The organism is Klebsiella sp. Sb-30 (genome assembly GCF_057652795.1).
Genome location: NZ_CM172749.1, coordinates 1,641,021 through 1,665,084, shown reverse-complemented (window position 1 = coordinate 1,665,084; position 24,064 = coordinate 1,641,021). Strand labels below are relative to the sequence as shown.

Genomic DNA, 24,064 nt, shown 5'->3' with positions numbered 1-24,064 from the left:
CCGCTCGACGCCAAATCCGGCAACCGGCCCATCGTTTTCTTACATTTTTAACGCAACCAACGCTTGCCTTCCCGGCCATGCTTCAGGAATGATACGAGGCTGCGATTTTGTGTCCAGGGTAATCCAGGATAATAATGAGGAAATTATGCGTAAAACAAAAATGATGCTTCTGGGCGTACTGTTGGCCAGCACCAGTACCGTCTGGGCAGCATCCACCAGCGGCGTACAAAAATATGAACTTGATGGTTTCACCGCAGACTTCACGCAGTTTCGCGTAGGCGACACCGTGCCGCCGCTTTATCTGACGCCAGAATACACCATTAAACAGTGGCAGCAGCGTAACCTGCCCGCGCCGGACGCCGGTACTCACTACACCTATATGGGCGGCAGCTACGTGCTGATCACCGATACCGAAGGTAAAATTGTCAAAATTTACGACGGCGAAATCTTCTATCAGCACTAATGGCTGACGGTCCGTCGCCAGACGGACCAACAAAAACGCCCTGTCCTTTTGCTGTCCGCTGCGGATCAGAAAAGTCCAGGGCGTTGTGCTATCCGCCGACGCTACACCGCGCGGAAGGCAATCTCACCGGGAATCACTTCCCCCTGCCAGTAGAGCCGGGCCGCCACGCGTCCCGCCAGCTGACGGTAAATTTCGGTGAACTCGCTCTCCGGACGGGCAACCACGGTCGGCTTACCGTTATCCAGATCTTCACGCAAATTGATGTGCAGCGGCAGCTGGGCCAGCAGCTGAGTGTGGTATTGCTCCGCCAGCTTTTCGGCGCCGCCGGTGCCGAAAATCGGTTCATGGTGACCACAGTTGCTGCAGATATGGATACTCATGTTTTCGACGATGCCGAGGACCGGAACGTCCACCTTCTCAAACATCACGATGCCTTTTTTCGCATCGATCAGCGCGATATCCTGCGGCGTCGTCACCACTACCGCGCCGGTGACCGGGATATTCTGCGCAAGAGTCAGCTGAATGTCGCCGGTGCCTGGCGGCATATCCAGCACCAGATAATCCAGATCCGGCCACAGCGTCTCCTGCAGCATCTGCAGCAGCGCCTTGCTGGCCATCGGACCGCGCCATACCATGGCGTTATCGTCGGTCACCAGGTAGCCGATGGAGTTGGTGGCGAGGCCAAATTTCATGATCGGCGCCATATGGGTGCCATCTGGCGAGGTGGGACGCTGATCTTCCGCACCGAGCATGGTGGGAATCGACGGACCATAAATATCGGCATCGAGGATCCCGACTTTCGCCCCTTCCGCGGCCAGCGCCAGCGCCAGGTTCACCGCCGTGGAGGATTTACCCACCCCGCCTTTGCCGGAGCTGACGGCAATAATATTTTTGACCCCGTTGACGCCCGGCTGATTTTTTACTCGCTTCAGCGTGGCAATGCTATGCGACAGCTTCCAGTCAATCGCCTGCGCGCCGGTAATGCGCAGCAGGTCGGCGCTACATTGCTCTTTTAAATCTTCAAAAGCACTGTGCCAGACAAACGGCATCTGGATCTCGATATGCACGGTATCGTCGAGCCAGGCGACGTGGTGCAGTGCCTTCAGCGCGGTGAGATTATGCTTCAAAGTGGGGTGCTGGAAATTAGCCAACGTTCCGGCGACCATCGCACGTAGACGTTCGGGGGATTTGGCCTGGGATTGCGAATTCATCCCGACTCCTTTGTTGTTATGAGAGGCTTTCAGTAATCATTGAGTTTATCACAGCTGAGGATTATCCATATATGGTCAGCCATTTATGGCGCACCCAGTGCCCTTTTGGTAATATCAAAAGCCCTTTTTACAACAGAAGATGTAATGCTCACTATGACTCAAGTCGCGAAGAAAATTCTGGTAACGTGCGCGCTGCCGTACGCTAACGGCTCAATCCACCTCGGCCACATGCTGGAGCACATCCAGGCTGATGTCTGGGTCCGTTACCAGCGAATGCGCGGCAACGAGGTCAATTTCATCTGTGCTGACGACGCCCACGGCACGCCTATCATGCTGAAAGCTCAGCAGCTTGGCGTCTCTCCGGAGCAGATGATTGGCGAAATGAGTCAGGAGCATCAGACCGATTTTGCGGGCTTTGATATTAGCTACGACAACTACCACTCGACGCACAGCGACGAGAACCGCGAGCTGTCTGAGCTGATCTACGGCCGCCTGAAAGAGAACGGTTTTATCAAAAACCGCACCATCTCTCAGCTTTACGATCCGGAAAAAGGGATGTTCCTGCCGGACCGTTTCGTGAAAGGCACCTGTCCGAAGTGTAAATCACCGGATCAGTATGGCGATAACTGCGAAGTGTGCGGCGCGACCTACAGCCCGACCGAGCTGATCGACCCGAAATCGGTGGTTTCCGGGGCGACCCCGGTGATGCGTGAATCCGAGCACTTCTTCTTCGACCTGCCGTCCTTTAGCGAAATGCTGCAGGCGTGGACCCGCAGCGGCGCGCTGCAGGAGCAGGTGGCGAACAAAATGCAGGAGTGGTTCGAGTCCGGTCTGCAGCAGTGGGACATTTCCCGCGACGCGCCGTACTTTGGCTTCGAAATCCCCAACGCGCCGGGCAAATATTTCTACGTCTGGCTGGATGCGCCGATCGGCTACATGGGCTCCTTCAAGAACCTGTGTGACAAACGCGGCGATAGCGAAAGCTTTGACGCCTACTGGAAGAAAGACTCCGACGCCGAGCTGTATCACTTTATCGGCAAAGATATCGTCTACTTCCACAGCCTGTTCTGGCCGGCGATGCTGGAAGGCAGCGGTTTCCGCAAGCCGACCAACCTGTTCGTTCACGGTTACGTCACCGTCAACGGCGCCAAGATGTCCAAATCACGCGGCACCTTTATCAAGGCCAGCACCTGGCTGAACCATTTTGACGCCGACAGCCTGCGTTATTACTACACCGCCAAGCTCTCTTCGCGCATCGATGATATCGACCTGAACCTGGAAGATTTCGTACAGCGCGTGAACGCCGACATCGTCAACAAAGTGGTAAACCTCGCCTCGCGCAACGCCGGTTTTATCAATAAGCGTTTCGACGGCATGCTGTCCGCTGAGCTGGCCGATCCGGCGCTGTACAAAACCTTCACCGATGCGGCAGCAAGCATTGGCGAAGCGTGGGACAGCCGCGAGTTCGGTAAAGCCATCCGTGAAATCATGGCGCTGGCCGACGTGGCTAACCGCTACGTTGACGAGCAGGCACCGTGGGTCGTCGCCAGACAGGAAGGCCGCGACGCCGATCTGCAGGCTATCTGCACCATGGGCCTGAATATGTTCCGCGTGCTGATGACCTGGCTCAAGCCGGTCCTGCCGCAGCTGACCGCCCGCGCCGAAGCCTTCCTCAACAGCGAACTGAACTGGGATGCTATCCAGCAGCCGCTGCTGTCGCATAAGGTCAACACCTTCAAGGCGCTGTACAACCGCATCGAGATGAAGCAGGTTGAAGCCCTGGTCGACGCGTCGAAAGAAGAGGTGAAAGCCACCGCCGCACCGGTTACCGGTCCGCTGGCGGACGATCCGATTCAGGACACCATCACCTTTGACGATTTCGCCAAAGTGGATATGCGCATCGCGCTGATTGAAAACGCCGAATTTGTTGATGGTTCTGACAAGCTGCTGCGCCTGAGCCTCGATCTGGGCGGCGAGAAACGTAACGTCTTCTCCGGCATTCGTAGCGCCTACCCGGATCCGCAGGTGTTGATTGGTCGCCTGACGGTGATGGTGGCCAACCTGGCGCCGCGTAAAATGCGTTTCGGCATCTCGGAAGGGATGGTGATGGCTGCGGGCCCTGGCGGGAAGGATATCTTCCTGTTAAGCCCTGACAGCGGCGCCCAGCCGGGTCAGCAGGTAAAATAATCCCGCATCAAGCGCTGCTCCGGCAGCGCTTTTTTTGTCCCTTCCGCCCTCTCTTCCGCGCCGCCACCGTCGGACCATTCAGCCCCCTGCTGCCTTTTCTGTGCGTTGCGCGCTACGGCAATCCTGACAATAATCAACCTGTCTGCCGATTGAAAAACCGGTACGTGATTCACTATCAACCAAGGGACCGTGATGAACATTTACCGCAGGATGGTTACCGCTCTGGCGGCTTCGCTTGTGATTGTCGGCCTCGCAGGCTGCGATAACCCCGACGAAAAGAGCAAAACCTTTACCCGGATGGAAAACGGCGTCGGGCTGGTGTTTACCTACCATTATGTCGGTGACAAAGTCCTGCGTCAGGAAGCTAATAACACCATTCCCTATCAGACCATCGGCGCGGCGAATCAGGAGCAGGCGCGGGCGTTAATTGAACCGATGAGAAGCGTTTATCTCGACGTTAAAGGCGTGGAACAGAGCATCGATTACAAAGATAGCGAGGCGCTGGAACATCTCAGCGTGGATTTTACCCGGGCTAACATGAGCGAACTGTGTAAGCTGCCCGGCTCAATGGTGACCAACTGCGCGCTGCAGGAGGTGTCGATGTCGGTATCCGAGAAGCTCCTCGCCGAACAGGGTTTTACAGAGGTGAAATAGGTCTCGCAGATCCGGGGCGGCACAGAGGACTTGCCCGGCCGGCACAGCGCCGACCGGGCAAAACAGGAGAGGAAGATTACGCTTTGCCGTGGATGCGCTCGGTCAGACCGCGCAGGAAATAGCGCAGGAACTGGTCACCGCATTCGCGGAAATTTTTATGATCCGGCGCGCGCATCATGGCGGTGATTTCCGGCATCGAAACGCGAAACTTTTGCTGAGTCAGAATGGCGAGGATGTCATCGCTCTTCAGCGAAAAGGCGATGCGCAGCTTTTTCAGCACGATATTGTTATTCACCCGACGCTCAACCGCCAGCGGCGGGGCCGCCTCATCTTTCCCGCGTTTGTCATAGATCAGGCCGTTGAGGAAGATCGACAACATAATGTCCGGGCAGCGCTGGAAGCCCTCTTCGTCCTCCTTTTTCAGCCACGGTACCAGCTGCTCTGCGCTGACGACGGAATCGCCCAGCGCAAAAATGCGCACCAGGTCGTTATTATTGGTTTTCAGGGTGTAGCGCAGGCTACGTAAGATATCGTTACTGATCATAATGCCTTCATGATGAAAAATGCTGGCGCTAAGTCTACCATGATTCCGTCGTTTTACAGACCAATCGCCTCTTTCAGACTTTTTAAGTAGCGACGGCTCACCGGCACCGTTTGCCCGGCCCGCATCAGCAGCTCCGCCTGGCCGTTTTCCTCAAGGCGAATCTCTTTCAGATGGGCCATATTCACCAGATACTGCCGATGACAGCGCAGCAGCGGCGTCCGGCTCTCAAGGGTGCGTAAGGTCAGCTCCGTAAACCCCTCCTTCCCCTCACGATCGGTGACATAAATTCCGCTCATCCGGCTGCTGACAAAGGCGACATCCTCCATCTGCAGCAGCCAGATTCGGCTGTGGCCGGTACAGGGAATATATTTCAGCGCCTGCTGGGTATCGTCGAGCAGCGAGATATCCTGCAGGCTACGCTCCTGGCGCAGACGCGCCAGCGTCTTCTCCAGCCGCGGTGCTTCGATGGGTTTCAGCAGATAATCAAACGCATGCTCTTCGAACGCCTTCACCGCATACTCGTCAAAAGCGGTCAGAAACACGATGTAAGGCCGGTGTTCAGGGTCGAGCATCCCGACCATTTCCAGGCCGCTGATCCGCGGCATCTGAATATCGAGAAACAGCACGTCCGGGCGCAGCTTGTGCACCGCGCCAATCGCTTCAACCGCGTTCGCGCACTCCCCGACGATCTCAATATCGCTGGCGGACTCCAGTAAAACACGCAGATTTTCTCGTGCCAGCGGTTCATCATCAACTATCAACACTTTTAACACGCGTTCTCCTCCAGAGGCAGTCGCAGCGTGACGCGGGTGAAACGTTCCGCTTCACAGGTGACGGTAATGCCGCAGTCGGCGCCGAAGCGCGCCCGTAAACGGCGATCTACCAGGCTCATTCCCAGCCCGCTGGCGTTGGGATTGTCCTGGTACAGGCCGGCGTTATCCTCAATATCTAACTGCAGCCAGCGCTCGTGCTGGCTGGCGCGAATGGTAATTTCCCCTACCCCGAGATGCTGCGACGTGCCGTGTTTAATGGCGTTTTCAACAATCGGCTGCAGCGTAAACGCCGGCAGCTGATGGTGAGCCAGCGCGTCGGGCACCAGCATCTGAATCTGTAAATTGGCCTGGAAACGCGCTTTCTCAATTTGCAGATAGGCATTCACGTGTTCAATCTCATCCGCCAGCGTCACAAACTCCGACGGCCGCTTCAGATTCTTGCGGAAAAAGGTCGACAGGTACTGCACCAGCTGCCCGGCCTGATCGCTGTCGCGGCGAATCACCGCCTTCAGGGTATTCAACGCATTAAACAGAAAATGGGGATTCACCTGCGCGTGGAGCAGCTTGATCTCCGATTGCGTCAGCAGCGCCTTCTGCCGCTCATACTGCCCGGCGAGGATTTGTGCCGACAGCAGCTGGGCGATCCCCTCTCCGAGCGTGCGGTTGATGGAGCTGAACAGGCGGTTTTTCGCTTCATACAGCTTGATGGTGCCGATCACCCGCTGATTTTCACCGCGCAGCGGGATAACCAGCGTCGACCCCAGCTTGCAGTTGGGATGAATGGAACAGCGGTAGGGGACTTCATTGCCGTCGGCATACACCACTTCGCCGCTATCAATCGCTTTTTGCGTATAGGATGAAGAGATAGGTTTGCCCGGCAGGTGGTGGTCGTCGCCGATACCGGTAAACGCCAGCAGCTTGTCGCGATCGGTAATGGCCACCGCGCCGATATCGAGCTCCTGAATAAGCACCTGCGCCACCTTCATGCTGTTCTCTTCGTTGAATCCCTGGCGCAGGATCCCCTCGGTCGAGGCCGCCACCTTGAGGGCGGTGGCGGAAAAAGCCGAGGTGTACTTCTCAAACATCGCCCGCTTATCCAGCAGGATACGCATAAACAGCGCGGCGCCTACGGTGTTGGTCACCATCATCGGCGCGGCGATGCTTTGCACCAGATGCAGCGCGTCCTGAAATGGCCGGGCGATCAGCAAAATGATCATCATCTGCACCAGCTCGGCAAAGAAGGTGATCGCCCCGGCGGTGAGCGGGCTGAAGACCTTATCCGGCCGCCCGCGCTTGACCAGCACGCTGTGAACCAGGCCGCCCAGCAGCCCCTCGACTATGGTGGAAACCATGCAGCTTAACGCCGTCATACCGCCGAGCGAGTAGCGGTGCAGCCCGCCGGTCAGCCCCACCAGGCCGCCGACCACCGGGCCACCGAGCAGGCCGCCCATCACGGCGCCGATGGCGCGGGTATTGGCGATCGAGTCTTCAATATGCAGACCGAAATAGGTCCCCATAATGCAGAAAATGGAGAAGGTCACGTAGCACAGCAGCTTATGCGGTAGACGAACGGTAACCTGCATCAGCGGGATGAACAGCCGTGTCTTGCTCATCAGCCACGCAATGACCAAAAACACGCACATCTGCTGAAGCAGCAGCAACACCAGATCAAACTCGTACATACCCACAGACCACGCTTCACTCGAAAGCGCGTAACATACACTGCCGGGTCATCACTTTCTTTGAAGCACTACAAGAAAATCACAAATCATGGTCAGGATCACACTTCTTGCCCGCCTCTCGTTACTTAAACGAACAAAAAATGAGCGAATATTTCCTCTTCCGTAAACAGCTTCTACAGTTATAGGGGAGACTTTGCGGGAGAGGATATATGGCGCTTTATACGATTGGTGAAGTGGCTCAGCTCTGTGACATTAACCCCGTAACGCTTCGCGCCTGGCAACGACGCTACGGATTGCTGAAACCGCAGCGCACCGACGGAGGGCACCGCCTGTTTAACGAGCAGGAAATTGACCGAATCCGCGAGATTAAGCGCTGGATTGATTCCGGCGTTCAGGTGAGTAAGGTCAAAACCTTGCTTAACGACAACACGAGTGGAGAGGAAGACGGCTGGCGGGAGCAGCAGGAGATTCTGCTGGGGTATCTCCACGACGGCAGCTACCACCGTTTACGGCTGTGGATCAAAGAGCGTAGCCATAGCTATACGGCGCTGACCCTGGTCAACCATCTGTTTATCCCCTTACGCCACCGCCTGCTCAGCCCGCAGCCGACGCTTACCGCGCTGCGCAGCATCCTCGACGGGATTCTCATCAACCATGTCGCGCACAGCCTCGCCAGCGCCTGGAAACGTCCGGGCAGCCATGCGCTGGTGCTCGGCTGGAATGTCAACGACACCACGCGGCTGTGGCTGGAGGGCTGGATCGCCTGCGAACAAGGCTGGCGGGTCGATGTCCTCCCCCACTCTCTGACCCAGATCCGTCCCGATCTGTTTCCTGACAGCACGCTCCTGGTATGGTGCGGCGAAACACCGACCCTGGCGCAGCAGGATCAGCTCCAGGCCTGGCAGCAGCAGGGGCACGTTATCTGGCTAAATAGCAATTAATGTTTCATTAACACCTGTGCTTCACCGTATAATCCCTCCGTTAACATCAGGAGCCTATTATGAAGCCAGCGAAAATTGCGGTTATCACCCTCTTCTTATTCATGGCCATCAGCGGCATCGGCGGCGTCATGCTGGCCGGTTACTCGTTTATTGTGCGCGGTGGTGTCGGCTGATTCGCCGGTTCAACCGTTCAAAGCCGCGGTCGACGATAATCGCCGCCAGCGCGACCAGCAGCGCCCCCTGAATGACATAAGCCGTATTGAATCCGCTCAGGCCGATAACGATCGGCGTGCCGAGCGTATTCGCCCCGACCGTTGACGCAATGGTCGCCGTTCCGATATTGACGATGGTCGATGTCCGGATACCGGCCAGCATCACCGGCGCAGCCAGCGGCAGCTCCACGCGAATAAGTCTCTGCCAGCCCGTCATGCCCATCCCGTTGGCGATACTCACGACCCCCGACGGCACGGCGCTCAGCCCGGCCAGGGTCCCCTGCAGGACCGGTAATATGCCATACAGCGCCAGCGCAATCAGCGCAGGCTGCCAGCCAAACCCCAGTACCGGAACGGCAATCGCCAGCACCGCCACCGGCGGAAACGTTTGTCCCATCGCGGCGATGGTCTCCACCAATGGACGAAACTCGCGGCCTGCGGGACGCGTCACCGCCACCCCGGCCCCGACGCCCACCACCGTCGCCGCCAGGCTGGAAAGCACCACCAGCCAGCAGTGGGCGAAAGTCAGGGCGACAAAACTCTCCTGCTGATACACCGGGCGCGGCAGATCGGGGAACAGCGCGCTGAATAGCGGCGTGCTATAAGGCAGCAGCAGCAAAATGGCGATAAACAGCGCCAGCAGCCACAGCAGCGGATCACGAAGTACGCGCATGCCGCACCTCCTCGCCGAGCAGATCGGCAAAATGCAGCGTTCCGCACGCCTCCCCCTGTTCATCCACTACCGGCAGGACGTCGCAGCGATGGGCAATAAACTGCGACAGCGCTTCGCGCAGCGTCATCGCGACGTTGAGCGTATCGCCGGCAAGCCGTTCATTACGCCGCAGATAGTCGCCCACCCCGCGCAGCGACAACAGCCGGACGCCCAGTTCGCTGCGGCCAAAAAAAGTCTCGACGAAGGTATTTTCAGGCTCGAGCAGCATCTGCAGCGGCGCCCCTTGCTGGATCACTTCGCCACCGTCCATCAGCACCAGGTGATCCGCCAGCCGCAGGGCTTCATCAATATCATGGGTCACCAGCACAATCGTCCGCCCGAGCAGCCGATGGATGCGGATCATCTCCTGCTGGAGCGCTTCCCGGGTGACCGGATCCAGCGCGCCAAACGGTTCGTCCATCAGCAGGACTTCAGGATTGGCCGCCAGCGCCCGCGCCACGCCAACGCGCTGCTGCTGACCGCCGGAGAGCTGATGCGGATAGCGCTCCCGCAGCGTCGGCTCCAGCCCCAGCAGCGCCATTAATTCGTCAATGCGCGCCGCGATTTTGCGCTGCGGCCATTTTTGCAGCTGCGGGACGGTGGCGATGTTCTGCGCCACCGTCCAGTGCGGAAACAGGCCGATAGACTGAATGGCATAGCCCATGCGTCGACGTAGCGCCAGCACCGGCTGCTGGCGAATATCCTGCCCGGCAAAACGGATGGTGCCGCTGTCATGTTCGATCAGCCGGTTAATCATTTTCAGGGTGGTTGATTTCCCCGAGCCAGAGGTTCCGATCAGGACCGAGAATGCGCCTTCGCGCAGGTGCAGGTTCAGGTTTTTCACCGCCGGCAGCCCGGCGAAGGATTTGTTGACCCCGTTAAATTCAATCACCCGCCTCTCCTTTCAATAATGCCCCCCACAGCGCAAACAGCGCGTCGACCACCACCGCCAGCGCAATCGTCGGCATCACTCCCAGCAGTACCAGATCCAGGGCGCTGCTCAACAGCCCCTGGAAGACCAGCGCACCAAACCCACCGGCGCCGATCAGGGCGGCGACCACCGCCATTCCGACGGTTTGCACGCTCACCACCCGCAGACTGCGCAGCAAAACCGGCAGCGCCAGCGGCAGCTGCACGTGCCAGAAGCGCTGCGCGCCGCTCATCCCCATCGCCGCGGCGCTCTCAAGCACATCGCGCGGTACCTGCTGTAAACCGGTCACCACCCCGCGAACCAGCGGCAGCAAGGCATACAGCACCAGCGCAATCAGCGCTGGCGTCATCCCGGTGCCGGAAATGCCGCGCTCCGCCAGACCGGGGAAATGGCGGGCGAGACCGGCCAGCGGCGCGATCAGCAGACCAAACAGCGCCACGGAGGGAATCGTTTGAATAACATTGAGAAAGGTAAACACCGGGGCCTGCCACCGCGGCAGGCGCCAGAGGCCGATGCCTACCGGCAGCCCGATCAGCAGCCCCGGCAACAGCGTGCCAAACAGCAGGGTCAAATGTTGACGCAGCGCGTCATCAAACACCTCCTGACGGTTGGCATACTCTTTCAGTAGCGAGAGCTGATTCAGCGCTCCGCTGCCGAGCAGCACGCAGGGAATCAACCAGATTTGCACATTGAGCAGCCAGCGCCAGTGCGCCCGCGTGGTCAGACGCCGGATTGTCTCGCTGGCCAGCAGTAAGCACAGCGCCAGCGCCAGCCACAGGCCGCTTCCCGGCGAGGTGCGGGCCAGCGAGGAGCCGCTGTGCGCCAGCTGTACCGCCGTCTGCCCCGCCCCCCAGAACAGCAGCGCCAGCAGCGCATCCAGCATCAGCAAGCTCAGCAGCAGCGGCCTGCGTCCCGGTAGCCAGCAGAGCAGAATCAGCAGCAGCGCGCCGCAGACCTGCACCGCCGTCAGCCACGGCGCGAGTTGCCAAAGCCAGCGTCCCTCCCCGGAGAGCAGACGGTTAGGCGCATAGTTGACGAACGGCAGAGCCACCACCAGCAGCAGCAGACAGGCCAGCAGCAGCGATACGCGGTTATAACAGCGAATAGCCACCAATAATCTACTTCAGCAGCCCTTTTTGCTGCAGATAATCTGCGGCAACTTTTTTCGCGTCCAGCCCTTCCACGGCAATACTGGCATTGAGCTGTTGCAGCGTTTTCTCGTCAAGGCTGGCAAAGACCGGCTGGAGCCATTGCGCGATCTGCGGATAGGCTTTCAGCACCGCTTCGCGCACCACGGGCGTCGGGGCATAAATCGGCTGTACGCCCTGCGGATCGCTGAGCGTTTGCAGCCCCAGCGCCGCCACCGGCCCGTCGGTTCCGTAGGCCATTGCCGCATTCACCCCGGAAGTCTGCTGGGCCGCCGCTTTGATGGTCACCGCCGTATCGCCCCCCGCCAACGACAGCAGCTGACTTTGCTTGAGCTTGAAGCCATAGGCTTTTTCAAAGGCCGGGAGCGCATCCGGACGTTCGATAAATTCGGCGGAGGCGGCGAGCTTAAAGTCGCCCCCTTTTTGCAGCCAGGCGCTGAGATCGGCCAGCGAGGTCAGATGATTTTTTTCCGCCAGATCCTGACGCACGGCAATGGTCCAGGTGTTATTGGCCGGCGCAGGCGTCAGCCAGATAAGCTTATTCTTCTGCGCGTCGAGGGTTTTGACCTTCTCATAACCCTGCTGCGCGTTCTTCCACGCCGGGTCGTTTTCGTCTTTAAAGAAGAAGGCGCCGTTGCCGGTGTATTCCGGATAAATGTCTAATTCCCCCGCCGTAATCGCCCCGCGTACCACCGGGGTGGTTCCCAGCTGGATCTTATTCACGGTTTTCACGCCATGACTTTCCAGAACCTGCAAAATAATATTGCCCAGCAGCGCCCCTTCGGTGTCGATTTTTGAGCCAACTTTGACCGGCTCCGCCGCCTGAAGCGGCAGGCTGACCAGCGCGACCAGCGCCAGCGCGCCTGACCAGATACGTGCCTTTATCATCCCCGCGTCCCTCTTTAATTTGCGCTCCATTAACAGGAGCTTAAGAGAAAAGCGTAGTTCATTTAGTGCATCCGGAAAAAGAAAAGGCCGAATATTCGGCCTTTGAGAAGGATGACAACGCTGTTTTAAACAGGGCGCCCGCGTTTCTGCCGGGAGGCGGCTGGCGCCTGGCCCGGCCGGCGAAACCCGCCGTTTCCTCGCTTACAGCAGCTCGAATTCACTCTGCTTCACGCGGGCGGAGTCGACGCCAATAAAGACGTTGAATTTGCCCGGCTCGGCATCGTATTTCATTTTCTGATTCCAGAACTTCAGGGCATCAATTTCAATCGGGAAGGCGACGGTTTGCGTCTCTCCCGGCTTGAGGGTCACGCGCTTAAAGCCGCGCAGCATTTTCACCGGACGGCTCATCGAGGCGGTCACATCCTGCAGATAGAGCTGAATCACCGTTGCCCCTTCGCGCTTGCCGGTGTTGGTCACCTGTACGCTGGCGGTGACGCTACCGTCGCGCTGCAGGGTCGGCGCCGACATTTTGACGTCGGAAACGCTAAAGGTGGTGTAGCTCAGGCCGTAGCCGAACGGGTACAGCGGGCCATTCGCTTCATCAAAGTAGCGGGAGGTGTATTTGTTCGGTTTATCGGCATTGTACGGACGGCCGGTATTAAGATGGCTGTAGTACACCGGAATCTGCCCCACCGAGCGCGGGAACGACATCGGCAGTTTTCCGGACGGGTTGGCATCGCCGAACAGCACATCGGCAATGGCATGGCCCCCCTCGGTCCCGGCGAACCAGGTTTCGAGGATAGCGTCAGCCTGCTGATCTTCTTTCACCAGCGCCAGCGGACGACCGTTCATCAGCACCAGTACCAGCGGCTTACCGGTGGCTTTCAGGGCGCTAATCAAATCGCGCTGGCTCTGTGGCAAGGTGATGTCGGTACGGCTGGAGGCTTCATGGGCCATACCCTGCGCCTCGCCCACCACGGCCACCACCACGTCGGACTGTTTCGCCGCCGCCACCGCTTCATCGATCATCGCCTGCGGCGAGCGCGGATCGACCTGCACCGCTTTCTCATACAGGTTGAGGAAATCGACAATACCTTTATCGTTGGTGACGTTAGCGCCGCGGGCATAGATAACCTTGCCTTTGTCGCCCAGCGCCTCTTTGATGCCGGTCAGCACCGTCACCGACTGATCCGCCACCCCTGCCGCCGACCAGCTGCCCATCATGTCACGTTTGCTGTCAGCCAGCGGCCCGATAACCGCAACGGTTCCCGATTTTTTCAGCGGCAGCGTCTCCAGACGGTTCTTCAGCAGCACCAGGCTTTGCCGGGCGACTTCGCGCGCCTCCTGGCGATGCAGGCGGTTTTCGGCGTTGGTATCCTGCGGATCGGTTCCCTGCGGACCGAGATGGCTGTACGGATCGTTAAACAGCCCCATATCATATTTAACGTTGAGCACGTGGCGGGTGGCGTCATCCAGCTCCGCCATCGTCACCTTGCCGGATTTAACCAGCCCCGGCAGGTATTTGCTGTAGTACTCGTCGCTCATACTCATGTTGATGCCCGACTTCAGCGCTACCCGCACGGCATCTTCCGGATCGGCAGCAACGCCGTGCTTGATCAGCTCTTTGATCGCGCCGTGATCGGAGACGGTGATGCCTTTAAAGCCCCAGTCATCGCGCAGCACCTCTTTCAGCAGCCAGGCATCGGAGGTCGCCGGCGTGCCGTTCAGCGAGTTGAGCGCCACCATCACCGCGCCGCTCCCGGCATCCAGCCCCGCTTTATACGGCGGCATATAGTCGTTGAACAGGCGCTGCGGGCTCATATCGACGGTGTTGTACTCTTTGCCCCCCTCCACCGCGCCATAGGCGGCGAAGTGCTTCACGCTGGTCATCACCGAGTAGCGATCCGCCGGGCTTTTGCCCTGCATCGACTCAACCATCGCCCGTCCCATTTCGGTGGTCAGATAGGTATCTTCGCCGAAACCTTCCGAAGCGCGGCCCCAGCGCGGATCGCGGGAGACATCGACCATCGGCGCCCAGGTCATGTTGAGACCGTCGTCGGCGGCTTCATACGCCGAAATACGCCCCACCGTCTTTACCGCGTCCAGGTTAAAGGAAGAGGCCAGACCAAGGCTTATCGGGAACACGGTGCGCTGACCGTGAATCACGTCATAGGCGAAAAACAGCGGGATTTTCAACCGGCTGAGCTGCATGACCTGGTCCTGCATCGCGCGGATATCCGGGCGGGTCACGGTATTGAAAATGGCCCCGACCTGGCCATCTTTGATCATCTCGCGGATCGCCTCTTTCGGGTTATCCGGCCCGACGCTGATCAGCCTTAGCTGGCCAATTTTTTCATCGACGGTCATCTTCTTGAGCAGTTCACTCACGAACGCATCGCGGGCCTGCGGCGTCAGAGGGTGATTGCCGAACAGTTCATCCGCCAGCGCGGGTTGCAGCGCCAGACTGACGGCGACGCCTATAGTGCAGAGCCATTTCATTTTTATCTCTCTTTCTCTCAGGCCGGGGTTACGGCAAAACATAATAAAAACCGCAGTTTGCCATATATATAAACAAGACGCCTGCACAATGCTAAGGTTCTTCTCTGATTTTTCGACACATTGGTGCACAAAATTGTCATACAAAGCGCTATGCTTAATTCCGATATTTTCGGTACCACCACAAGGAGTGGATCATGTCATCGGCAACAACATCGAATAATTCTGGTTTTCTGGCGGAACTGGCAAGACTGGTTGGCTCCTCCCATCTGTTAACCGATCCGGCAAAAACCCAGCGCTACCGTAAAGGTTTCCGCTCCGGCCAGGGCGACGCGCTGGCGGTGGTCTTCCCGGGAACCCTGCTGGAACTGTGGCGCGTGCTGAGCGCCTGTGTCGACGCCGATAAAATCATTTTGATGCAGGCGGCGAACACCGGGCTGACCGAAGGTTCAACCCCAAGCGGCAACGACTACGACCGCGAGATCGTCATCATCAGCACCCTGCGCCTCGATAAGCTGCACCTGCTGGATAAAGGCGAACAGGTGCTGGCGTTCCCGGGCACCACGCTCTACTCGCTGGAAAAAGCGCTGAAGCCGCTGGGTCGCGAGCCGCATTCGGTGATCGGTTCTTCCTGCATCGGCGCCTCGGTGATCGGCGGGATCTGCAACAACTCCGGCGGTTCGCTGGTACAACGCGGCCCGGCCTATACCGAGATGTCGTTATTTGCGCAGATTGACGAAAACGGCAAGCTGCGGCTGGTGAACCACCTCGGGATTGACCTCGGCGCCACGCCGGAACAGATCCTCAGCCGCCTCGACGACGACCGTATCAAAGAAGATGATATTCAGCACGATGGCCGCCACGCCCATGACCACGATTACGTCACCCGCGTGCGCGACGTCAATGCCGATACCCCGGCGCGCTACAATGCCGACCCGGATCGCCTGTTTGAATCCTCCGGCTGCGCCGGCAAGCTGGCGGTATTCGCCGCGCGCCTCGATACCTTTCCGGCGGAAAAACGCCAGCAGGTCTTTTACATCGGTAGCAATAACCCGGCGGTGCTGACGGAGATCCGTCGCCATATTCTCGCCGAGTTTCAGCACCTGCCGGTGGCGGGTGAGTACATGCATCGCGATATCTACGATATCGCCGAGCGCTACGGGAAAGACACCTTCCTGATGATCGATAAGCTCGGCACCGACAAAATGCCGTTCTTCTTCACGATGAAAGGCCGCACCGACGCCATGCTGGAGAAAGTGTCGCTGTTTAAGCCCCACTTTACCGACCGCTTCATGCAGAAGCTCGGACACGTCTTCCCGGCGCATCTCCCGGAGCGGATGAAAAGCTGGCGCGATAAATATGAACATCACCTGCTGCTGAAAATGGCGGGCGATGGCATCGAAGAAGCCCAGACCTGGCTGACGGCATACTTCCGCGAGGCCGAGGGCGATTTCTTTGCCTGCACGCCGGAAGAAGGCAGCAAAGCGTTTCTTCACCGCTTCGCCGCCGCAGGAGCCGCCATCCGTTACCAGGCGGTACATGCCGACGAAGTGGAAGATATTCTGGCGCTGGATATCGCTCTGCGCCGTAACGATACCGAGTGGTTTGAGCATCTGCCGCCGGAGATCGACAGTCAGCTGGTACATAAGCTCTATTACGGTCACTTTATGTGCCACGTCTTCCACCAGGACTACATCGTCAAAAAAGGCGTCGATGCCCACGAACTGAAAGAGAAGATGCTGGAGCTGCTGAAGGCGCGCGGGGCGCAATACCCCGCCGAGCATAACGTCGGCCATCTCTATGAAGCGCCGGAGAGCTTAAAACAGTTCTACCGCCAGAATGACCCGACCAACAGCATGAACCCGGGGCTCGGAAAAACCAGTAAGCAGAAGTACTGGGGTGAGCGCCAGGCGGACGGGAGTCACGGCGCTGAAGAGCACTAATCAGGGGTGACGAGTTACGGGATTCTGTATTACGCTGCACGCCGGAGAAACGCCTCTCCGGCAAACCTGGTTAAGGAGTCCCATCATGTCCGAAGCGGATATGTTACACGGCGCTGAATTAGAGATCCGCGAAGCCCTGCCCGATGACGCGCACGCCATCGCGGCGCTGTACGTCTGGCACGTGCTGAACGGACGCGCCTCCTTTGAAGATATACCCCCGACCGTCGATGAAATGCGCAAGCGCATCAAAACCGTGCGTGACAACGGGCTGCCCTGGCTGGTGGCGCTGTGGCGCGGCACCATCGTCGGCTACTGCTACGCGACGTTTTACCGTCCTCGCCCCGCCTATCGCTACACGCTTGAAGAGTCGATTTATGTCGAGTCCGGCATGGGCGGGCGCGGCATCGGCAGCGCCCTGCTCACGCAGCTGATTGCAAAGTGCGAACAAGGCCCGTGGCGGCAGATGCTGGCGATTATCGGCGACGGGCATAACAATGCCGGCTCGCTCGCCATTCACAAAAAATTTGGTTTTACCGTGGCGGGTCAGCTGCGTAGCGTCGGGTACAAGATGGGCGACTGGCGGGATACGTTAATTATGCAGCGCCAGCTCGGCGAGGGCGACTTAACCATACCGGAATAAAAAATCCCCCGCCCGCGTGCGCGAGTCGGGGGAGAGGCATTAATCGTTTTGCGCGGTCTGCGCGCCGCCTTTCAGCATCGCATCCGCCATCTGCGCCTCACGCTGTTTTTTATAGCTCAGCGCGGAGGCCGGAACCGGCATCACCTTCCCGGTTTCAACCCAGGTACGCAGACGACTGGCGTCGGCAAAGTGGGTATATTTCCCGAACGCATCCATCACCACCAGCGCCACCGGGCGCTGATTAATCACCGTTCTCATGACCAGGCAGTGGCCCGCGGCATTAGTAAAGCCGGTTTTGGTCAGCTGGATATTCCAGTTATCCCGATAGACCAGGTGGTTGGTATTACGGAACGGCAGCGTATAGGCCGGATGGGCGAAGGTGGCGGTATCTTCTTTGGTGGTGCTCAGCTGGCCGATCAGCGGATACTGCTCGGTGGCCATCAGCAGCTTCGTCAGGTCGCGCGCGGTCGATACGTTGTGAATCGACAGGCCCGTCGGCTCAACGTAGCGAGTATGGGTCATGCCCAGCGCCTGGGCCTTGGCGTTCATGGCGCGAATAAAGGCGTCATAGCCGCCAGGATAATGGTGGGCCAGGCTCGCGGCAGCGCGGTTTTCGGAGGACATCAGCGCCAGCAGCAGCATATTGCGGCGGCTGATTTGGCTGTTCAGCCGCACGCGTGAATAGATGCCTTTCATCTCCGGCGTGTGGCTGATATCTACGGTGAGCATCTCGTCTAACGGCAGATGCGCATCCAGAACCACCATCGCCGTCATCACTTTGGTAATCGACGCGATGGGGCGAACCAGATCCGGCTGGCTCTGGTAAATAATCTTTTTGCTGGCAAAATCAACGATCATCGCACTGCCGGAAGCAATTTCCGGCTGCAGGGCCGTGGCGGCCACGGGGGTTTTTGCTATCGCCTGGGGCGCAAAAGGCACAGCCAGAAGCAAGGTCAGGCTGAGCAAAGAAACTCGAAATTTCGGCATCGTGAGCATTCTGAAAAGTATTCTTGCACGTTATTAACGTACGCTGCGTCGCCGGGCAACAGGCAACGCTGGCAGACCCTATCATACCCCGGCAGAACGCGACCTGACTAATAAGAATCGTGAGCAAATGCTGCATTGCTGGCATAAAAATCCATTTATGCCAGCAATAGATTCACTCATCAAACGGTTCAGCAACAGAATTAAAACAGTCGGTAGCCGTATCCCCAGAGAATAACGGTTATCGCCAGCAGGACTTCAAGCACCAGCACCCCGATGGCCAGGGTGGAACTGGCAAAGCTGAGTCCCTCTTCTTTATTAATACTCAGGAAGGTCGGGATGCCCAGATACAGCAGGTAGCCGGTGTAAAACAGCGCGATCGTCCCCACCAGCGCGCACAGCCAGACCAGCGGATAAAGCGCGACCAGCCCGCTGAGAAACAGCGGCGTAGCGACATATCCGGCAAACACCATGCAGCGCTTAAGCGATGGCCGCTGCGGATAGTTTCTGGCCATCCACCAGATAATCCTCCCCATCACCGCGACCCCGCCCAGCATCACGGCGTAGAACACCACCGCCAGCGCCAGACCGGTCATCAGCGAAAGTTTTACCACGGTGCCATCGCCAAAGTTCCAGCCAAGCTGCGTGGTGCCGATAAAGGCGCAGATAACCGGAACCGCTGCCATGACCAGCACATGGTGCGTATAGTGGTGCGAAATCGTCTCGTTTTCGCTCTTGATAACGCTCATCTCTTGATTCGGATGAGAGAATAGTCCCCAGACATGGTTCATAGCGTCCCCCTTGTCACGGCCTCGTACAGCACTGATCCAAGTATAATTCACCCTGCGCGATTCGTTTATGTACAGCACTAAAAATGCGCTCAGAGCCTGTCCTGGCAGGCGTTTTTGGCGCAGGCGGTTTGAACACCGACAGCGCGGAGAAAGCGCCGCGTAGGCGTAGCACGTGCAGGCGGGTTCCCCCTGGCAGGCCGCCATAAATCGTTGAGATCCCTGCCCTGCTGCAAAATGACCAGCAAAAGCGTCCTGATGAGATAGACGCTTAACCTCGTTTTAAGCCCCAGGGTGTATGATTAACCCATTGATGATTGATCCCGTTGATGCTTCGCGCTGCACAACCGGCCCCGCTGGTCGCCAGACATGCGCGGAAGCATAAGGGGTAAGGGAGTTTATTTTTGTATGGATATCAATAACCTGATTTCCCAGTATGGCTACGCTGCGCTGGTCATTGGCAGCATGGCGGAAGGTGAAACCATCACTCTGCTGGGCGGCGTGGTCGCGCATCAGGGGTTATTAAAATTTCCCCTGGTCGTTCTCTCCGTTGCCCTCGGGGGAATGATCGGCGATCAGCTGCTGTATCTGCTGGGCCGACGCTTCGGCGGCAAGCTGCTGAAGCGTTTTTCCCGCCATCAGGCGCGGATACGCAAAGCGCAGCGCATGATTCAGCGCCGCCCCTATCTGTTTGTGATTGGGACCCGTTTTATGTACGGTTTCCGGGTCATCGGGCCGTTATTGATCGGCGCCAGCCGCCTGCCGCCAAAAGTGTTCCTGCCGCTGAATATTCTCGGCGCGCTGGTGTGGGCGCTGTTATTCACCACGCTGGGCTATCTGGGCGGGGAAGCCATTGGACCGTGGCTGCATCATCTTGATGCGCATCTGAAGCACTGGATCTGGCTGATTCTGGTGGTCGCGCTGGTGGTAGCCGCGCACTGGTGGTTCCGACGCCGAGAGGCGAAAAAGAAAGAGTAGCGCCGAGCCGGCACCGCCTGACGACCGGAAAGCCCGGCCGCGCAGAGGGTGCCTTGCCAGGCGTTAACCTGATTTCGTGGTCTGGTGGTAGCCGCCGCCCAGCGCCGAGGTCAGCTGAATGCTGGCATCCAGCCACTGGCCGCGCAGACGCAGCGCGGTAATGCGCTCCTGAAGCGCAGGCAGCCTGGCCATACTGACACGTGACCCCGGAAGAATCCCAGCGCTCATGCGAGCCTCCGCCAGATTCACCGTCCGCTGCGCATCTTTTTCAACCTGCTGCTGCTGCTGATTCTTCTCCATCAGGGTCTCAACCTGGCTGGCGGTCTTCGCCACCTGGTTCACCGCGTCCACAACCGCTTTGTTATATTTTGCCACCGACAGATTATTCTGCGCGCTGGCAATATCGAGGTTGGCATTCAGTCTGCCGCTATCAAAGACAGGCAGCGTCAACCCAGCGGACAGCCCCATCTGCTGGGCGGAATGGCGGAACAGATCGCTCAGGTGCAGCGCATCCTGCTGCAGGAAGGCCATCAGGTTGATGTCCGGATAGAACGCCGCTTTCGCCGCATCCACCTCGCTCAGCGAGGCCTCAATATACCAGTGGGCCACCTGCAGATCCGGGCGGCGCGCCAGCAGCTCATACCCCAACTCCGTCGGCATCTGCGCGCTCACCTGCGGAAGATTAGCCGGATGCAGATTCAGCGCCTGACTCTGGCTGTTGGTCAGCGCCATCAGGCGCGCTTCGATCTCTTTCATACTGCCCGCAACGTCCGCCAGCTGCTGGTCGGTTTTGCTGACATTGATATCGTTTTCAGCCCCTTCGGCCGAGTTGGTGATCCCGCGCTGATACAGCGCCTGGTCAACGCTGACAATATTATTCTGTTCGCTTTTAACCTGCTGGAGCACGGTTTTCACCGCGGCTTCGGTCTGCCACTGCCAGTAGAGTCGCGCCACGCTGCTGGCCAGCAGTTCGCGGGTTTGCGCCTCTTCCGCCACTTGTGCTTTAAGTTCACCGATGCGGGCTTTCACCAGCGCCCGGTTTTTCCCCCACAGATCCAGATCCCAGCCCGCCGTCAGACCAAAGGTGCCATTGGTGTACCAGGGCCCGGTATTGCCGTCGGTATCCGTGGCAAACGGCCCCATCAGCCCCTCCGCCGACATTTTCTGCCGTTCAACATTGGCAGAGAAATCCATCTCCGGCCCAAGACTGGCTTGCGACATACGAGCCTGAGCTTCCGCCAGCTTGATACGCTGTTCGGCAATCTGCATATCCGGGGCATTCGCCAGAGCGCGCTGGATCAAATTATTCAGCTGCGGGTCGTGGTAATCCTGCCACCAGTTGCTTTGCGGCCAGCCATTTTTAACCGCCGCGGGCAGATCCATTGACACATGGGAGGCAGGTATCTGCTGCGGCGGCGGCTCGCCAATATCATGGGACGGCGCGCAGCCAGCCAGAGCGATGACCAGGGGGAACCCAGCCAATACGCTTTTTCTCAGAGTAAGATTCATTAGACAGGTCAGGTAACTAAACAAGGTTGGTTATACTAAGTTAAATAAAATTAAGCCGTTTAGTAAAGTGTGTGACTAAACACCTGGATAATTAAAAATAAACAAATAATTCATGGAGTGATAATGAGCCAGAACATCTACGATGATCCTGATTTTTTTGCAGGATATGCCACTCTCGACCGGTCGGTTAAAGGGCTCGACGGCGCGCCGGAATGGCCGGCTATTCAACGTATGCTGCCGGCTTTACGCGGCCTGCGCGTCGTCGATCTCGGCTGCGGCTACGGCTGGTTCTGCCGCTGGGCGCGTGAACAAGGCGCCACCCAGGTGACCGGTGTGGATCTTTCCAGCCGGATGCTCGACCGCGCGCGTGAAATGGGCCAGGGAGACGATATTGACTACCGCTGTGAAGATTTGCAGACGCTGACCCTGCCGGCCGACTCATGCGAGCTGGTCTACAGTTCGCTGGCCCTGCACTATCTCCCCGATGTCGCCCCGCTGTTCGCCGTGATTTACCAGGCGCTGACCCCCGGCGGCATGCTGCTCTTTTCCGCAGAACACCCTGTCTACACCGCCCCCCTCCGCCAGGGCTGGCAGAACGATGACGCCGGACAGAAAATCTGGCCGGTGAGTCACTATCAGCAAGAGGGAGAGCGAATCAGCAACTGGTTTGCCGACGGGGTGAAAAAACAGCACCGCAAGCTGGCCAGCTGGATAAACCTGCTGGTTGCCGCCGGTTTTGTCATTGAGCATCTCGATGAATGGGGGCCAACGGCGGAGCAAATCGCCGCCCAGCCGGGGCTGGATGAGGAAAAAGAGCGGCCGATGATCTTTCTGCTGCGCGCCCGCAAACCGGCATGATAAGTAAAAGGCCCGGAGAATCTCCGGGCCTTGAACGGGGTGACGACGCGATTTTAGCGACGGTGATCGCCTCTCTGTCGGGGGCGGTTAATACCTTCCCTGACCACCAAAGCCATCAGGCGATTACTCTTTCAAGCTGCCGCCACGGCTGGCAATCACCTCTTTGTACCAGTAGAAGCTTTTCTTCTTGCTGCGCGCCAGGGTCCCGTTGCCGCTGTCATCGCGATCGACGTAGATAAAGCCGTAACGTTTGGACATCTCCGCTTTCGACGCGCTGACAAGGTCGATGGGGCCCCAGCTGGTAAAGCCCAGCAGCTCCACGCCGTCTTCAATGGCTTCTCGCGCCTGCACCAGATGGTCATTCAGGTAGCTGATACGGTAGTCATCGTTAATGCTGCCGTCAGCTTCAACTTTATCTTTCGCCCCCAGCCCGTTCTCAACGATAAACAGCGGCTTCTGATAGCGATCCCACAGCACGTTAAGCAGCGTCCGCAGACCCAGCGGATCGATCTGCCAGCCCCACTCGGAGCTCGCCAGATGCGGGTTTGGCACCATGCTGAGAATATTACCACGCGCCTTTTTGTTCAGCTCCTCGTCGGCGGTGACGCAGCCGGTCATGTAATAGCTGAAGGAGATAAAATCGACGGTCTCTTTCAGCGCCGCGCGGTCGGCATCGGTGATGGTAATCGTCATTCCCTGGTCGCGGAAGTAGCGCAGCATGTAGCCCGGATACTCGCCCCGACACTGCACGTCACCGAAGAACTGCCAGCTGCGATTCTGTTGCAGGGTTTCAAAGATATCTTCCGGTTTACAGCTTAGCGGGTACATTAAACCGCCCAGCAGCATATTGCCGATTTTGCCCTCGGGCACGATCTCATGACAGGCTTTTACCGCCAGGGCGCTCGCCACCAGCTGATGGTGAATAGCCTGATAGACCGCCTCTTTACTGCTCCCTTCCGGCAGGCCGACGCCGGTCATCGGGGCATGCAAAGACATATTGATTTCGTTAAAGGTCAGCCACAGCTTGACCTTATCTTTATAGCGGGCAAACACCGTTCTGGCGTAGCGTTCGAAGAAGCCAATCACCTCGCGGCTGCCCCAGCCGCCGTAGTTTTTCACCAGCGCCCACGGCATTTCATAGTGCGATAGCGTCACCAGCGGCGTGATATTGTGCTGAGCCATTTCAGCAAACAGGCGGTCGTAAAAGGCCAGCCCGGCCTCATTTGGTTCGGCATTGTCGCCGTCCGGAAAAATCCGCGTCCAGGCAATCGACACCCGCAGGCAGTTGAAGCCCATCTCCGCAAACAGGCGGATATCTTGCGGGTAACGATGGTAAAAATCGATCGCGATATCTTTGATGCCGCTGTCGCCCGGCACCCGTTCAACGACGTCGCCAAAGACGCCATGCGGCTGTACATCTGAGGTTGATAATCCTTTGCCATCTTCCAGATACGCGCCTTCCACCTGATTTGCCGCGGTTGCGCCGCCCCATAAAAAGGTCTGCGGGAATCTCTTCATCTTT

Annotated in this window: 22 protein-coding genes; 9 read left to right on the top strand and 13 right to left on the bottom strand. The window is 58.2% G+C overall.

The window, feature by feature from the left end; genetic code table 11:
* The first annotated feature begins 145 nt into the window (after positions 1-145).
* The gene (locus tag AC236I_RS07885) at positions 146-463 is read left to right on the top strand and encodes an RcnB family protein (protein ID WP_004864698.1); all 318 of its coding nucleotides are present in this window, start codon (positions 146-148) and stop codon (positions 461-463) included.
* A gap of 101 nt (positions 464-564) precedes the next feature.
* On the opposite strand, the gene apbC is transcribed toward AC236I_RS07885, so the two are convergent.
* Complete coding sequence (apbC, locus tag AC236I_RS07880; RefSeq protein ID WP_128320502.1) at positions 565-1,674, bottom strand: iron-sulfur cluster carrier protein ApbC; 1,110 nt, start codon at positions 1,672-1,674, stop codon at positions 565-567.
* 153 nt (positions 1,675-1,827) lie between these two features.
* Here apbC and metG point away from each other — a divergent pair, with 153 nt between their 5' ends.
* Both metG and AC236I_RS07870 read left to right on the top strand, forming a co-directional pair.
* Positions 1,828-3,861 carry a methionine--tRNA ligase gene (metG, locus tag AC236I_RS07875; RefSeq protein ID WP_015583855.1) on the top strand — a complete coding sequence of 678 codons (2,034 nt, stop codon included), beginning with the start codon at positions 1,828-1,830 and terminating at the stop codon, positions 3,859-3,861.
* A gap of 192 nt (positions 3,862-4,053) precedes the next feature.
* Positions 4,054-4,515 (top strand): YehR family lipoprotein, encoded by a 462-nt coding sequence (locus tag AC236I_RS07870; protein WP_015583854.1) that lies wholly within the window; start codon positions 4,054-4,056, stop codon positions 4,513-4,515.
* Between the two features lie 76 nt (positions 4,516-4,591).
* Here AC236I_RS07870 and AC236I_RS07865 read toward each other — a convergent pair whose 3' ends face one another.
* Genes AC236I_RS07865 through AC236I_RS07855 form a run of 3 tightly spaced genes read right to left on the bottom strand, consistent with a single transcriptional unit; the run spans position 4,592 to position 7,514 of the window.
* Positions 4,592-5,059 carry a YehS family protein gene (locus tag AC236I_RS07865; protein ID WP_004864709.1) on the bottom strand — a complete coding sequence of 156 codons (468 nt, stop codon included), beginning with the start codon at positions 5,057-5,059 and terminating at the stop codon, positions 4,592-4,594.
* A 53-nt stretch (positions 5,060-5,112) separates the two neighbouring features.
* Positions 5,113-5,832: a two-component system response regulator BtsR gene (gene btsR / locus AC236I_RS07860; RefSeq protein WP_004864711.1), complete on the bottom strand. Its 720-nt coding sequence runs from the start codon at positions 5,830-5,832 to the stop codon at positions 5,113-5,115.
* The gene (locus tag AC236I_RS07855; RefSeq protein WP_004864713.1) at positions 5,826-7,514 is read right to left on the bottom strand and encodes a sensor histidine kinase; all 1,689 of its coding nucleotides are present in this window, start codon (positions 7,512-7,514) and stop codon (positions 5,826-5,828) included. Before AC236I_RS07855 ends, btsR begins: the two co-directional genes overlap by 7 nt.
* Positions 7,515-7,723: 209 nt before the next feature.
* Here AC236I_RS07855 and AC236I_RS07850 point away from each other — a divergent pair, with 209 nt between their 5' ends.
* Together AC236I_RS07850 and AC236I_RS07845 are read left to right on the top strand one after the other, a co-directional pair.
* The gene (locus tag AC236I_RS07850; RefSeq protein WP_004864715.1) at positions 7,724-8,455 is read left to right on the top strand and encodes a MerR family transcriptional regulator; all 732 of its coding nucleotides are present in this window, start codon (positions 7,724-7,726) and stop codon (positions 8,453-8,455) included.
* Positions 8,456-8,514: 59 nt separating this feature from the next.
* On the top strand, positions 8,515-8,628 hold the full coding sequence (locus tag AC236I_RS07845) for a protein YohO (protein WP_004103838.1): 114 nt from the start codon (positions 8,515-8,517) through the stop codon (positions 8,626-8,628).
* Here AC236I_RS07845 and AC236I_RS07840 read toward each other — a convergent pair.
* The 5 genes from AC236I_RS07840 to bglX all read right to left on the bottom strand — a co-directional run bounded on the left by AC236I_RS07840 (position 8,603) and on the right by bglX (position 14,845).
* Positions 8,603-9,340, bottom strand: coding sequence for an ABC transporter permease (locus tag AC236I_RS07840; RefSeq protein WP_128320501.1), 738 nt, complete (start codon positions 9,338-9,340; stop codon positions 8,603-8,605). The genes AC236I_RS07845 and AC236I_RS07840 overlap by 26 nt on opposite strands.
* Positions 9,324-10,271, bottom strand: a complete 948-nt coding sequence (locus AC236I_RS07835) for an ABC transporter ATP-binding protein (protein WP_015583852.1) — start codon at positions 10,269-10,271, stop codon at positions 9,324-9,326. Before AC236I_RS07835 ends, AC236I_RS07840 begins: the two co-directional genes overlap by 17 nt.
* Entirely contained in the window at positions 10,264-11,421 is a 1,158-nt protein-coding gene (locus tag AC236I_RS07830; protein ID WP_065907410.1) for an ABC transporter permease, read from the bottom strand. The genes AC236I_RS07835 and AC236I_RS07830 overlap by 8 nt, the downstream gene beginning before the upstream one ends.
* 7 nt (positions 11,422-11,428) lie before the next feature.
* Positions 11,429-12,346, bottom strand: coding sequence for a glycine betaine ABC transporter substrate-binding protein OsmF (gene osmF, locus AC236I_RS07825; RefSeq protein ID WP_004864724.1), 918 nt, complete (start codon positions 12,344-12,346; stop codon positions 11,429-11,431).
* A gap of 201 nt (positions 12,347-12,547) precedes the next feature.
* Positions 12,548-14,845, bottom strand: coding sequence for a beta-glucosidase BglX (gene bglX, locus AC236I_RS07820; protein ID WP_487608733.1), 2,298 nt, complete (start codon positions 14,843-14,845; stop codon positions 12,548-12,550).
* 194 nt (positions 14,846-15,039) lie between these two features.
* Here bglX and dld point away from each other — a divergent pair, with 194 nt between their 5' ends.
* Together dld and AC236I_RS07810 are read left to right on the top strand one after the other, a co-directional pair.
* Complete coding sequence (dld, locus tag AC236I_RS07815) at positions 15,040-16,785, top strand: D-lactate dehydrogenase (protein ID WP_004864729.1); 1,746 nt, start codon at positions 15,040-15,042, stop codon at positions 16,783-16,785.
* 85 nt (positions 16,786-16,870) lie between these two features.
* Positions 16,871-17,425 carry a GNAT family N-acetyltransferase gene (locus AC236I_RS07810; RefSeq protein ID WP_004864731.1) on the top strand — a complete coding sequence of 185 codons (555 nt, stop codon included), beginning with the start codon at positions 16,871-16,873 and terminating at the stop codon, positions 17,423-17,425.
* A 39-nt stretch (positions 17,426-17,464) separates the two neighbouring features.
* On the opposite strand, the gene pbpG is transcribed toward AC236I_RS07810, so the two are convergent.
* The gene (gene pbpG, locus AC236I_RS07805) at positions 17,465-18,412 is read right to left on the bottom strand and encodes a D-alanyl-D-alanine endopeptidase (protein ID WP_487608732.1); all 948 of its coding nucleotides are present in this window, start codon (positions 18,410-18,412) and stop codon (positions 17,465-17,467) included.
* Between the two features lie 200 nt (positions 18,413-18,612).
* On the bottom strand, positions 18,613-19,200 hold the full coding sequence (locus tag AC236I_RS07800; protein ID WP_004864735.1) for a Yip1 family protein: 588 nt from the start codon (positions 19,198-19,200) through the stop codon (positions 18,613-18,615).
* A 405-nt stretch (positions 19,201-19,605) separates the two neighbouring features.
* Here AC236I_RS07800 and AC236I_RS07795 point away from each other — a divergent pair, with 405 nt between their 5' ends.
* On the top strand, positions 19,606-20,175 hold the full coding sequence (locus tag AC236I_RS07795) for a DedA family protein (protein WP_004864738.1): 570 nt from the start codon (positions 19,606-19,608) through the stop codon (positions 20,173-20,175).
* A 63-nt stretch (positions 20,176-20,238) separates the two neighbouring features.
* On the opposite strand, the gene mdtQ is transcribed toward AC236I_RS07795, so the two are convergent.
* On the bottom strand, positions 20,239-21,684 hold the full coding sequence (gene mdtQ, locus AC236I_RS07790; RefSeq protein ID WP_064359075.1) for a multidrug resistance outer membrane protein MdtQ: 1,446 nt from the start codon (positions 21,682-21,684) through the stop codon (positions 20,239-20,241).
* 123 nt (positions 21,685-21,807) lie between these two features.
* Between mdtQ and AC236I_RS07785 the strand changes: the two genes are divergently transcribed.
* Positions 21,808-22,542 (top strand): class I SAM-dependent methyltransferase, encoded by a 735-nt coding sequence (locus AC236I_RS07785; protein WP_316935895.1) that lies wholly within the window; start codon positions 21,808-21,810, stop codon positions 22,540-22,542.
* Positions 22,543-22,665: 123 nt separating this feature from the next.
* On the opposite strand, the gene AC236I_RS07780 is transcribed toward AC236I_RS07785, so the two are convergent.
* Positions 22,666-24,060, bottom strand: coding sequence for a glycoside hydrolase family 1 protein (locus tag AC236I_RS07780; protein WP_004864744.1), 1,395 nt, complete (start codon positions 24,058-24,060; stop codon positions 22,666-22,668).
* Positions 24,061-24,064: the final 4 nt, after the last annotated feature.